At 60.1% G+C, this 11806-nt stretch carries 11 protein-coding genes; 3 read left to right on the top strand and 8 right to left on the bottom strand.

Annotated features, from left to right (window positions below):
* Position 1: 1 nt before the first annotated feature.
* From CXF97_RS26140 to colR, 3 genes are all read right to left on the bottom strand, one after another.
* Positions 2 to 670: a class I SAM-dependent methyltransferase gene (locus CXF97_RS26140; protein ID WP_101162269.1), complete on the bottom strand. Its 669-nt coding sequence runs from the start codon at positions 668 to 670 to the stop codon at positions 2 to 4.
* Positions 671 to 821: 151 nt separating this feature from the next.
* A complete protein-coding gene (locus CXF97_RS26135; RefSeq protein WP_101162196.1) occupies positions 822 to 2105 on the bottom strand; it encodes a HAMP domain-containing sensor histidine kinase in 1284 nt (427 codons plus the stop codon).
* Positions 2095 to 2778, bottom strand: a complete 684-nt coding sequence (colR, locus tag CXF97_RS26130; protein ID WP_041479855.1) for a two-component system response regulator ColR — start codon at positions 2776 to 2778, stop codon at positions 2095 to 2097. Before colR ends, CXF97_RS26135 begins: the two co-directional genes overlap by 11 nt.
* A gap of 209 nt (positions 2779 to 2987) precedes the next feature.
* Here colR and CXF97_RS26125 point away from each other — a divergent pair, with 209 nt between their 5' ends.
* Positions 2988 to 3731: a phosphatase PAP2 family protein gene (locus CXF97_RS26125; protein ID WP_101162194.1), complete on the top strand. Its 744-nt coding sequence runs from the start codon at positions 2988 to 2990 to the stop codon at positions 3729 to 3731.
* A 191-nt stretch (positions 3732 to 3922) separates the two neighbouring features.
* Here the strand turns inward: CXF97_RS26125 and groL are convergent, their stop codons facing one another.
* The 4 genes from groL to CXF97_RS26100 form a co-directional block, all read right to left on the bottom strand.
* Positions 3923 to 5569 carry a chaperonin GroEL gene (gene groL, locus CXF97_RS26115; protein ID WP_064365078.1) on the bottom strand — a complete coding sequence of 549 codons (1647 nt, stop codon included), beginning with the start codon at positions 5567 to 5569 and terminating at the stop codon, positions 3923 to 3925.
* A 51-nt stretch (positions 5570 to 5620) separates the two neighbouring features.
* Positions 5621 to 5914 (bottom strand): co-chaperone GroES, encoded by a 294-nt coding sequence (locus tag CXF97_RS26110; RefSeq protein WP_007916610.1) that lies wholly within the window; start codon positions 5912 to 5914, stop codon positions 5621 to 5623.
* Between the two features lie 258 nt (positions 5915 to 6172).
* Positions 6173 to 6649, bottom strand: coding sequence for an FxsA family protein (locus CXF97_RS26105; RefSeq protein ID WP_101162193.1), 477 nt, complete (start codon positions 6647 to 6649; stop codon positions 6173 to 6175).
* A gap of 71 nt (positions 6650 to 6720) precedes the next feature.
* A complete protein-coding gene (locus CXF97_RS26100; RefSeq protein WP_101162191.1) occupies positions 6721 to 7446 on the bottom strand; it encodes a HugZ family protein in 726 nt (241 codons plus the stop codon).
* Between the two features lie 161 nt (positions 7447 to 7607).
* Here CXF97_RS26100 and CXF97_RS26095 point away from each other — a divergent pair, with 161 nt between their 5' ends.
* Entirely contained in the window at positions 7608 to 8366 is a 759-nt protein-coding gene (locus CXF97_RS26095; protein WP_101162189.1) for an SDR family oxidoreductase, read from the top strand.
* A 107-nt stretch (positions 8367 to 8473) separates the two neighbouring features.
* On the opposite strand, the gene apbC is transcribed toward CXF97_RS26095, so the two are convergent.
* Entirely contained in the window at positions 8474 to 9568 is a 1095-nt protein-coding gene (apbC, locus tag CXF97_RS26090; RefSeq protein ID WP_101162177.1) for an iron-sulfur cluster carrier protein ApbC, read from the bottom strand.
* Positions 9569 to 9723: 155 nt separating this feature from the next.
* Between apbC and metG the strand changes: the two genes are divergently transcribed.
* Positions 9724 to 11775, top strand: coding sequence for a methionine--tRNA ligase (gene metG / locus CXF97_RS26085; RefSeq protein ID WP_101162175.1), 2052 nt, complete (start codon positions 9724 to 9726; stop codon positions 11773 to 11775).
* Positions 11776 to 11806 lie beyond the last annotated feature (31 nt).

Genomic DNA, 11806 nt, shown 5'->3' with positions numbered 1-11806 from the left:
TCTACCTCTTGCGTAATACGTAAACTCGCCACATCGCATAGAGCGGTATGAAGTCCAGTTGTTCCTGAATGCGGAAACCCGCCTGTTCAAATTCTTTTTCTATCGTTGCCGCTGGAATCAGAAAACGATTCTGGTAGTCATGGCTCGGCCGATCCCGCTCGGCGCGCTTGCGCTTCCAGGCCTTGAAATTGCCGTCGACCCACAACGAAACGATCAGGCTGTCACGGGTCACCCGCTCGAATTCGCGCAGGATCACCCGGCGGTGCTCGGCCTCGCCGATGTGGTGCAACAGGCGCATGCAAAAAATGCTGTCGACCGAGTTATCCGGCAGAGCGATATCGAACGCCGAGGTGTGCAGCGGTTGCACGCGCTTTACCACATCGCCCGGTTGCCCTTGCATCGCGGCATTGATCATCGATTCGGAATTGTCCGCACCGATGATCACCCGATTGGGCTTTTCCGCGAGCATTGGCCAGAAACGCCCGGCACCGCAGGGCAGATCCAGGACCAGACCGGGATCCCCCGCCAACGCCAAGGCCTTGCGACCCAATTGCTCGTCGCGCCAGTGCGACAGGCGACGGCCCAGGGTTTCATGATGTTTGCGCAAATATCGTTGTGCGTGTTGGTCGTCGTACTTTTCGGAAAAATCGAGCTTGATCGGGCCGGCCATCATCTGGACTCCTGAGTTCTGATGACGCCACCTTAAGCAGCGACCTGTCAGCGTCAGGTCATCCAATTGTGAAAATTCTGTCAGGTAAATCCGCAAAGTATTACAACGTTATACAGGATTTAGACAGCTATACGGGAGTAGCCTCGAGCCACTATTTGCCGGCATTAACGCCAAGATCTACCTCGAATCGGCAGCCATTGGGGTCCATCGTGCTCAAGCTGACCGTCCAGCCCTGGTTCTCACAGATGCGCTGCACCAGGGACAGACCCAGGCCAAGGCCTTCGCCACGTTTCTCGCTGCCACGCACGAAGGGCTCGAACATCGCCTCGCGTTTTTCCTCGGGAATACCCACCCCCGAATCCTCGACGACAAAGCCGTTGGCGGTGAGCGTCAGACGAATGAAACCCTGTTCGGTGTAATGCAATGCGTTGCGCAGAAGATTGCCCATCACCGCGTTCAGCAAAGTTGCGTTGTAGCGAATGTCCGGAGGGTCGCCCGGCTCGAACATCAGCGTCAGGCCCTTGCGCTCGATCGGCTCGCGCCACAGGCACAGCAGGCTCTCGGCCACTTGTATGAGGTTCTGCTGCGGCGCCGCTGCGGCTTCTTCATTCTGTGTGCGCGCCAGCATCAGGAAGGTCTGCACCAGCTCGCGCATTTCTTCGCTGGCCCGCGCAATGCGTTCGACCTGCGCACGACCGCGTTGATCGATTCCGGGGTTCTCCAGCAGCAGTTCGCAGGAACTGGCCAAGACCATCAGTGGCGTGCGCAATTCGTGGCTGACGTCGCTGGTGAACAGCCTTTCGCGGGTCAGTGCCTGCCGCAGACGCCCCAGCGTGGCATCGAACGCCACCGCCAGTTCACCGACTTCATCCGCCGCGTAATCCGGCGCCAACGGTGGCGCCAGCCCGAGCAACTGGTCGCGATGCCGGACCTGCCGCGCCAGGCGCACCACCGGCGCCATTACCTTGCGTGCGAGCACCCAGCCGAGAAACACCGCCAATGCCAGGCTGAGCACGAAGCCCACCAGCACCACCGCAAAGAGCACGCGCTCGCGCTCTTCGAAATCGCTTTGATCCTGCAGCAGCACGTAGCGCCGACCATCCACCACTTCGACCATGGCGTGATAGGACAACTGCTCGCGAAATACCTCATGGAAACCCGCATCGAGGTGACGCAGATCCTTGGGCAGGTCGAAATCGCCCGGCCCACCGCTGAAATAGAACAACTGATCCGGTTCGGGGCGATGGCTCCAGTCGGAGACGTTGTCCATCAGCAGCAAACGTTGCAGGTCGCCGCCCAGCCCCGCCGAAATAAGTTTCTCTTCCACCAGGTGCACCGTTGCGACGATACCCATGGCGAAGGCGCCGGCCACCAGCGCACTCATCAGTGCAAAGGCGATGATGATCCGCTGGGAAAGACTCTGTTTAAACTCCATCTCTGCCCTCAGCCAAGCGATAACCGACACCGTGCACGGTGTGCAGGAGTGGCTTGGCGAATGGCTTGTCGATCACCTGACGCAATTGGTGGACATGGCTGCGCAGGCTGTCGCTGTCCGGGCAGTCATCGCCCCACAGCGCTTCTTCGAGAATTTCCCGACGCAACACATGCGGACTCTTCTGCATCAACACCGCGAGCAGCTTGAGGCCGACCGGGTTGAGCTTGAGCAGCTTGCCTTCACGGGTCACTTCCAGGGTGTCGAGGTCGTAGCTCAGGTCACCGACCTGCAAGGCGCGGCGGCCACCGCCCTGAGCACGGCGCATGACCGCTTCGACGCGTGCCGCCAGCTCGGACAGGGCGAACGGCTTGATCAAATAATCGTCGGCGCCGGATTTGAAGCCTTGCAGCCGGTCGTCGAGTTGATCGCGTGCGGTGAGCATGATCACCGGCGTATCGCGCCGGGCGTCCTCACGCAGGCGCTTGCACAAGGTGTAGCCGTCGATGCCGGGCAGCATGATGTCGAGCACGATCAGGTCGTAATGCTCGGTCGCTGCCAAGTGCAGACCGGACAGACCATCCTGGGCGCAATCGACGGTATAGCCTTTGAGGCCCAGGTAATCGGCCAGATTGGCCAGGATGTCGCGGTTGTCTTCGACCAGCAGAATTCGCATGGGCACCTCCTCCGAACGGGGTAACGGCCGTCTTGGCCCGCGCAGCTTACGGCCAAGTGTGGCGCAGGGCTAGGGGATGTTTTCGATAACGCTGTGCAGTGCGCCGCGAGACGATTTTTTCACTTTCGGTTAACAAATCGCCGACGCCAGCGCGCGCAGACTCCACGCGATTACGCTCTCTCCTCCGTTCATCGACCAAGGAACCTGCCATGGTGTCGACCTCTGCCCTTCCCGCTTCAAGACCGCTCAACTGGTGGCTGTGTCTGGGCATTCCCGCCGTGGCGGCGATCATTCTGCTGTTGCTCGAACTGACCGATCTGGACATGGTTCTGGCGCAAATGTTCTACGACCCGGTCGCCGGGGATTTCATCGGACGGCACAGCTATTTTCTTGAAGACATCCTGCATGACCGGGCGAAACAGCTGGTGATAGGCTTCTCTGTGTTTGCCATTCTGGGTTTCATCGGCGCGTTTTTCATCGAACAGCTGAAACCGTTCAAGCGTGAATTGGGCTGTCTGGTGCTGTCGCTGGGGCTGGCGACTTCATTTGTCACTCCGGTCAAAGCCGTGGCCGCCGTGCAGTGCCCGTGGAGCCTGGAGCAGTTTGGCGGCCACGAGACCTACAGCAAATTGATGGAGCATCGCCCCGCGACCGACAAGCCCGGACGTTGCTGGCCGGGTGGGCATGCGGCGACCGGGTTTACGCTGTTTGCGTTGTTCTTCGTATTGCGCGACCGCCGTCCACGACTGGCGCGGCAGGCGTTTGTGTTCGCCTTTGCGCTGGGCTCGGTGTTCTCGATCAGTCGCATGATGCAGGGCGCGCATTTCTTTTCGCACAACGTGTGGACGGCGATTTTCTGCTGGCTGATTTGCCTGGGGGCTTATTACTGGGTGCTGTATCGCCCGGCAGTGAAGGCTGAGGCTGTCGTCAGAGCACACCCCGTCAGCGCCTGAATACACATCAACCTGTGGGAGCGGGCTTGCTCGCGAAGGCGTCCTGCCAGTCAATGCGCCTGTCGAATGACACACCGCTTGCGCGAGCAAGCCCGCTCCCACAGGGTTTTGGGCCAACCCTGAAATCCAGGCAATAAAAAACCCCGCTGACTTTCGCCAGCGGGGTTTTGCGTTACAGGGCCAGGGCTGGCTTACATCATGCCGCCCATGCCACCCATGCCGCCCATGTCTGGCATACCGCCGCCAGCTGCACCTTCTTTCTTCGGTGCGTCGGCAACCGCTGCTTCGGTGGTCAGGATCAGACCGCCGATGGAGGCTGCAGCCTGCAGAGCCGAACGGGTTACCTTGGTTGGGTCCAGGATGCCCATTTCGATCATGTCGCCGTATTCGCCGGAAGCAGCGTTGTAACCGAAGTTACCTTTGCCGTTCTTCACTTCGTTGACGACTACGCTTGGCTCGTCACCGGAGTTGGCAGCGATCTGACGCAGCGGCGCTTCAACAGCGCGACGCAGCACAGCGATACCGACGTTCTGGTCAGCGTTGTCGCCGGTCAGTTCGGTCAGGGCTTCCAGAGCACGGATCAGCGCTACGCCACCGCCAGGTACCACGCCTTCTTCAACGGCTGCACGGGTTGCGTGCAGGGCGTCTTCAACGCGGGCCTTCTTCTCTTTCATTTCAACTTCGGAACCAGCGCCAACCTTGATCACTGCAACGCCGCCGGACAGCTTGGCCAGACGCTCTTGCAGTTTTTCACGGTCGTAGTCCGAGGACGTTTCGGCAACCTGGGCACGGATCTGGGCGATACGGCCTTCGATGTCTGCCTGCACGCCAGCACCGTCAACGATGATGGTGTTTTCCTTGGACAGGGTCACGCGCTTGGCGTTACCCAGGTGCTCCAGGGTGGTGCTTTCCAGGCTCAGACCGATCTCTTCGGAGATCACGGTACCGCCGGTCAGAACAGCGATGTCCTGCAGCATGGCCTTGCGACGATCGCCGAAGCCTGGTGCCTTGACGGCAGCGACTTTAACGATACCGCGCATGTTGTTCACCACCAGAGTCGCCAAGGCTTCGCCTTCAACGTCTTCGGCAACGATCAGCAGCGGACGGCCGGCTTTGGCCACAGCTTCCAGTACAGGCAGCATTTCGCGGATGTTCGAGATCTTTTTGTCGACCAGCAGGATCAGCGGGCCGTCGAGCTCGGCAACCATGGTGTCCGGCTTGTTGACGAAGTACGGCGACAGGTAGCCACGGTCGAACTGCATGCCTTCTACAACCGACAGTTCGTTTTCCAGGCCCGAGCCTTCTTCAACGGTGATCACGCCTTCTTTACCGACTTTTTCCATGGCTTCGGCAATGATGTCGCCGATGGAGTTGTCGGAGTTGGCGGAGATGGTGCCGACCTGAGCGATGGCTTTGAAATCAGCGCATGGCTTGGACAGGGCTTTGAGCTCTTTGACAATGGCGATGGTCGCCTTGTCGATGCCGCGCTTCAGGTCCATCGGGTTCATGCCGGCAGCGACGGCTTTCAGGCCTTCGTTGACGATCGACTGAGCCAGAACGGTAGCGGTGGTAGTACCGTCACCAGCGTCATCGTTGGCACGGGAGGCAACGTCTTTGACCAGCTGCGCGCCCATGTTTTCGAAGCGATCTTCGAGTTCGATCTCTTTGGCGACGGAAACGCCGTCCTTGGTGATAGTCGGAGCGCCGAAGCTCTTCTCCAGGATCACGTTACGGCCCTTCGGGCCCAGGGTCGCTTTTACCGCGTCAGCCAGAACGTTGACGCCTTTGAGCATCTTGGAGCGGGCGGCATCGCCGAACTTAACTTCTTTAGCAGCCATGATCGATATTCCTTAAATACTTTGTAGTAACGGGAAAATGAACGGGATTTATCAGCCTTCGATAACCGCGAGAATTTCGTTCTCGCTCATTACCAGCAGGTCTTCGCCATCGACTTTCACAGTGTTGCTGCCGGAGTAAGGACCGAACACAACCTTGTCGCCTTCCTTCACGGACAGTGCACGCACTTCACCGTTTTCCAGAGCTTTGCCCGGGCCTACAGCGAGAATCACACCGTGGTTGGCTTTTTCAGCAGCCGAACCTGGCAGGACGATACCGCCAGCGGTTTTCTTTTCTTCTTCGCTGCGACGGATGACGACGCGGTCATGCAGAGGACGAAGCTTCATTGTCGATCTCTCCTAATTGTGGTTTTCATCGGCCGGTGTAGTCCCGGCGGGTTTAACAAATCCGGCCTGTGCCGGGTGCGGCTCGTCGAGCGAACCGCGCAAGTCTGTCCGGTTGAATACCGGAAACCTTTCGGTGACCGATACATAGGGGCGTACAAGCCGATTACAAGGGCTGGCCGAAAAAATTTTTCATCCAGGCACGGTGAATAACAGCCATAAACGAGCACGGCACCCGAAGGTGCCGTGTCGAGGCTGATGTTACTTGTGGTCGCGGTGTTCGAACTCGCCTTCGATCACATTCGGCTCACGGCCCAGCGGCTCGCGCGGCGCCGGCCCGCCACGCGGCTGCAGGTCATCGGCGAAGGCGCGCTGGCGCATGGCCTGGTCTTCGGCGCGCTGGCGCATCTTGTTCGCCAGCAGACGCCGGGTGACCGGCAACAGCATCACCAGACCGACGACGTCACTGATGAACCCGGGAATGATCAACAGGCCACCGGCCAACGCCAGCATCAGGCCTTCGAGCATGGTTTGCGCGGGCAATTCGCCGCGGTTCAGGCTTTCCCGGGCACGCAGTGCCGTGGCCAGGCCGGCGACGCGCAGCACGAACACGCCGAACATCGAGCCGAGAATGATCAGCAGCAGGGCCGGGAAGAACCCGATCGCCCCTGCCACTTTGACGAATACGAACAGCTCCAGCACTGGAAACAGCAGAAAGAGCAACAGAAAAGGGCGCATCAAAATGTCCTCAACGCAAGAAATGCCTTGCAGTAAGCCTTAGATGACGTCGCCCTTGCGTGAATTCAACCTTAAGAATCCGCTTTTTTTGGCCAGACCTCGGCGTGAGCCAATGAAACCAAGGCTTCGCGCACGTGTGTCGGCGTATTGCAAGGGCTTGGGAAGCCTAGCCAGTACAACGCCTGACCGATGCGTAAATGCATCCCTTCGCTGTCGACCCCGGCCAGTTGTGCCGGCACATTGCCTGGCAGCCCGGCGAGCTCGACGTAATGGGCGATGGCCTTGGCGTGATCGCTGTTCATGTGCTCGACCATGCTGATTTCGGCCTTGCCGGCGAACGGGTTGGCCAAGGTCAGATCGTCGATCCAGTGGATCGCGCCGAACCCGCCGATGTAGCGGTGGCGCACCGGATTGAGTACCCAAAAATCGAAATCGTGGGCCTGGTGATAATTCTGCGAGTCGGGGAAATAGCGGTAGTAACGCTCGGCGGCTGACTCGATGGCGGTCGGGTCTTCAAGCTTTTGCGCCTCGGCCAGATACGTCAGACGCCCGACCGCCTGTACATCGTCGGCCTCGCGCTCGCCGACCAGCATCGAGCACTTCGGGTCTTTTTGCAGGTTGTGGGTGTGCTGGGCGATACGGCTGATGAGGATCAGCGGCCGGCCCTGCTCATCCAGGCAATAGGGAACCACGGAGCCGAACGGGAAACCGGGCATCGATTTGGAGTGGGTCGAGAGCACTCCACGGTATTCCTTGAGAAGCAATTCTCGGGCATTCTTCGCCCCTTCAACGCTCAATTTATGACTCCTTGAATAGAATCCGTCGAAAAAACGGACAGGCGCACGACAACAGGTCGGCCACGCCATCGGGCAATGCTTCTGCGCGACCCAGCCATGGCCGGGGCGGAACGGGAGCCGCCAAGAATAAAAACCATCAGACCAGCACTCGGGGCACGCACATGCAACTCAACGACAAAGTAATCATTATCACCGGCGGTTGCCAGGGTTTGGGCCGCTCCATGGCCGAGTACTTCGCCGGCAAAGGTGCGAAGCTCGCGCTGGTCGATCTGAATCAGGAAAAGCTCGACGACGCCGTCGCCGCGTGCAAAGCCAGGGGCGTCGAGGCGCGCAGCTATCTGTGCAACGTCGCCAATGAAGAGCAGGTCGAGCACATGGTCGCCCAGGTTGCCGCTGACTTTGGCGCGATTCACGGTCTGATCAACAACGCCGGGATTCTGCGTGACGGCCTGTTGCTGAAGGTCAAGGACGGCGAAATGAGCAAAATGAGCCTGGCCCAGTGGCAGGCAGTCATCGATGTGAACCTGACCGGCGTCTTCCTGTGCACCCGTGAGGTGGCGGCGAAAATGGTCGAGTTGAAGAACAGCGGCGCGATTATCAACATCTCGTCGATCTCCCGCGCCGGCAACGTCGGCCAGACCAACTATTCCGCGGCCAAGGCCGGTGTCGCCGCAGCGACCGTGACCTGGGCCAAGGAGCTGGCGCGTTACGGCATTCGCGTGGCCGGCATCGCGCCGGGCTTCATCGAAACCGAAATGACCCTGGGCATGAAACCCGAAGCGCTGGAGAAAATGACCTCGGGCATCCCGCTCAAGCGCATGGGCAAACCGCAAGAGATCGCCCATTCGGCGGCGTACATCTTCGAAAACGACTATTACACCGGGCGGATTCTGGAGATGGATGGCGGGTTGCGAATCTAAAGCAAAGTCAAAAGATCGCAGCCTCGCTCCGCTCGTCAGCTCCTACGGCAAATGTGTAGGAGCTGACGAGCGAAGCGAGGCTGCGATCTTTTTGCAGGCGACGCTGATCAATCGTCGCTGATGGTGATATTCGGCATCGCCGGCGTCGCCGCTTCCTGCAGCACGATCCGCGCGCCGACGTGGCGGGCCAGTTCCTGGTAAACCATGGCGATCTGGCTGTCCGGCTCGGCGATCACCGTCGGCTTGCCGCCATCGGCCTGTTCGCGGATCAGCATCGACAGCGGCAGCGAGGCCAGCAGTTCGACACCGTACTGGGTGGCCAACTTTTCGCCGCCGCCTTCGCCGAACAGATGCTCGGCATGTCCGCAGTTCGAGCAGATGTGCACGGCCATGTTTTCCACCACGCCCAACACCGGAATGTTGACCTTGCGGAACATTTCCACGCCTTTGCGTGCGTCGAGCAGCGCCAGATCCTGCGGCGTGGTGACGATCACCGCGCCCGCCACCGGGACTTTCTGTGCCAGGGTCAGTTGAATGTCGCCGGTGCCTGGTGGCATGTCGATGACCAGATAATCCAGATCGCCCCACGCGGTTTGCGTGACCAGTTGCAGCAACGCCCCGGAGACCATCGGCCCGCGCCAGACCATCGGCGTGTTGTCGTCGGTCAGAAAAGCCATCGACATGACTTCCACACCGTGAGCCTTGAGCGGCACAAACCATTTCTGGTCCCTGACCTCCGGGCGGGTGCGCTCGGGGATGCCGAACATGATGCCCTGGCTCGGGCCGTAGATATCGGCGTCGAGAATCCCCACCTTGGCGCCTTCACGCGCCAGCGCCAGTGCGAGGTTGGCAGCGGTGGTGGATTTGCCTACGCCACCCTTGCCGGAAGCGACGGCGACGACGTTCTTGACGTTGGCCAGCCCCGGAATCTGCGCCTGGGCCTTATGCGCGGCGATCACGCTGTTGACCTCGACGCGAGCGATGACCACGCCGTCGATGTTTTCGATGGCCAGTTGCAGCAATTGCGCCCAACCGCTCTTGAACAGTCCGGCGGCGTAACCGATTTCCAGCTGCACATTGACGCGGTCACCGATGATCTCGATGTTTTTCACGCAACCGGCGCTGACCGGGTCCTGGTTCAGGTAAGGGTCGGTGTATTGGCTGAGGACGGCTTCCACCGCTGCGCGAGTGACGGCGCTCATGGGCAACTCCGATAACAAGACTGGGAAAAGATGGCGGCTATCCTACCCCTTCTATCCTCCGGACGGCATGCCCGGCAACGATTTGCAGGGGTGAAATATCTTGTCCGGCGCTTTATAGTGGCCGACCTCCGTTTCATCAAGTAGCGAAGCCCTACATGTCCGAGCCACGCAAGATCCTCGTCACCAGCGCCCTGCCCTACGCCAACGGTTCGATCCACCTTGGCCACATGCTGGAATACATCCAGACCGATATGTGGGTGCGCTTCCAGAAGCATCGCGGCAACCAATGCATCTATGTCTGCGCCGACGACGCCCACGGTTCGGCGATCATGCTGCGCGCAGAAAAGGAAGGCATCACCCCGGAACAACTGATCGCCAATGTGCAGGCTGAACACAGCGCCGACTTTGCCGACTTCCTGGTCGATTTCGACAATTTCCACTCCACTCACGCCGAAGAAAACCGTGAGCTGTCGAGCCAGATCTACCTCAAGCTGCGTGACGCCGGGCACATCGCCCAGCGCTCGATCACCCAGTATTTCGACCCGGAAAAGAAAATGTTCCTGGCCGACCGCTTCATCAAGGGCACCTGCCCGAAATGCGGCACCGAAGACCAGTACGGCGACAACTGCGAAAAATGCGGCGCGACCTACGCACCGACCGACCTGAAGGATCCGAAATCGGCGATCTCCGGCGCCACCCCGGTGCTCAAGGATTCCCAGCACTTCTTCTTCAAGCTGCCGGACTTCCAGGACATGCTGCAGGCCTGGACCCGCAGTGGCGCGCTGCAGGACGCCGTGGCCAACAAGATCGCCGAATGGCTCGATGCCGGCCTGCAACAGTGGGACATCTCCCGCGATGCGCCGTACTTCGGCTTCGAGATTCCGGGCGAGCCGGGCAAATATTTCTACGTGTGGCTGGATGCGCCGATCGGCTACATGGCCAGCTTCAAGAACCTCTGCAACCGCACGCCTGCGCTGGATTTCGACGCGTTCTGGGGCAAGGATTCGACTGCCGAGCTGTATCACTTCATCGGCAAGGACATCGTCAATTTCCACGCGCTGTTCTGGCCCGCGATGCTTGAAGGCGCCGGCTTCCGCAAGCCGACCGCGATCAACGTGCACGGCTACCTGACCGTCAACGGCCAGAAAATGTCCAAGTCGCGCGGCACCTTCATCAAGGCCCGCACGTACCTGGATCACCTGTCACCGGAATACCTGCGCTACTACTACGCGGCCAAGCTTGGCCGTGGCGTCGATGACCTCGACCTGAACCTCGAAGATTTCGTGCAGAAGGTCAACTCCGACCTGGTCGGCAAAGTGGTCAACATCGCCAGCCGTTGCGCCGGTTTCATCCACAAGGGCAACGGTGGTCTGCTGGTCGACCACAATGCCGCGCCGGAGCTGACCGAGGCTTTCCTCGCCGCTGCACCGAGCATTGCCGACGCTTATGAGGCCCGCGACTTCGCCCGTGCCATGCGCGAAACCATGGCCCTGGCCGACCGCGCCAACGCGTGGATTGCCGACAAGGCACCGTGGTCGCTGAACAAGCAGGAAGGCAAGCAGGATGAAGTCCAGGCGATCTGCGCCACCGGCATCAACCTGTTCCGCCAGTTGGTGATCTTCCTCAAACCGGTGCTGCCGTTGCTCGCCGCCGATGCGGAGGCGTTCCTCAACGTCGCACCGCTGACCTGGAACGATCACACCACGCTGCTGGCCAACCATCAGTTGAATGAGTTCAAACCGTTGATGACCCGCATCGACCCGGTAAAAGTGCAAGCCATGACCGACGCCTCCAGGGAAGACCTGACCGCCAGCCAGACCGACACCGGCGCTGACGCACCTGCGGGTAATGGCGAACTGGCCAAGGATCCGCTGTCGCCGGAAATCGATTTCGACGCGTTCGCCGCCATCGACCTGCGCGTGGCGCTGATCGTCAAGGCTGAGCACGTCGAGGGCGCGGACAAGCTGCTGCGCCTGACCCTCGACATCGGTGACGAGCAACGCAACGTGTTCTCCGGGATCAAGAGCGCGTATCCGGACCCGTCCAAACTCGACGGTCGCCTGACCATGATGATCGCCAACCTCAAGCCACGGAAAATGAAGTTCGGTATCTCCGAAGGCATGGTGATGGCGGCAGGTCCCGGCGGTGAAGAGATTTACTTGCTGAGCCCGGACAGCGGCGCCAAGCCGGGTCAGCGCATCAAGTAAGGCCTTGCCGTAAAACGATCCCACCGACGTG

Origin of the sequence: Pseudomonas sp. Choline-02u-1, assembly GCF_002836515.1 — a bacterium.
In the GTDB taxonomy this organism is placed as follows: domain Bacteria; phylum Pseudomonadota; class Gammaproteobacteria; order Pseudomonadales; family Pseudomonadaceae; genus Aquipseudomonas.
The sequence above is the reverse complement of the archived record's forward strand: the minus strand, read 5'-3'. Positions and strand labels throughout refer to the sequence as shown.

Bases quoted from the DNA above. Each gene is read 5' to 3' on its own strand.
- CXF97_RS26095 (WP_101162189.1), top strand. From the start codon at position 7,608: ATGCAACTCAACGACAAAGTAATCATTATCACCGGCGGTTGCCAGGGT.
- groL (WP_064365078.1), bottom strand. From the start codon at position 5,569: ATGGCTGCTAAAGAAGTTAAGTTCGGCGATGCCGCCCGCTCCAAGATG.
- metG (WP_101162175.1), top strand. From the start codon at position 9,724: ATGTCCGAGCCACGCAAGATCCTCGTCACCAGCGCCCTGCCCTACGCC.
- CXF97_RS26140 (WP_101162269.1), bottom strand. From the start codon at position 670: ATGGCCGGCCCGATCAAGCTCGATTTTTCCGAAAAGTACGACGACCAA.
- CXF97_RS26125 (WP_101162194.1), top strand. From the start codon at position 2,988: ATGGTGTCGACCTCTGCCCTTCCCGCTTCAAGACCGCTCAACTGGTGG.
- CXF97_RS26135 (WP_101162196.1), bottom strand. From the start codon at position 2,105: ATGGAGTTTAAACAGAGTCTTTCCCAGCGGATCATCATCGCCTTTGCA.
- CXF97_RS26105 (WP_101162193.1), bottom strand. From the start codon at position 6,649: ATGCGCCCTTTTCTGTTGCTCTTTCTGCTGTTTCCAGTGCTGGAGCTG.
- CXF97_RS26110 (WP_007916610.1), bottom strand. From the start codon at position 5,914: ATGAAGCTTCGTCCTCTGCATGACCGCGTCGTCATCCGTCGCAGCGAA.
- apbC (WP_101162177.1), bottom strand. From the start codon at position 9,568: ATGAGCGCCGTCACTCGCGCAGCGGTGGAAGCCGTCCTCAGCCAATAC.
- colR (WP_041479855.1), bottom strand. From the start codon at position 2,778: ATGCGAATTCTGCTGGTCGAAGACAACCGCGACATCCTGGCCAATCTG.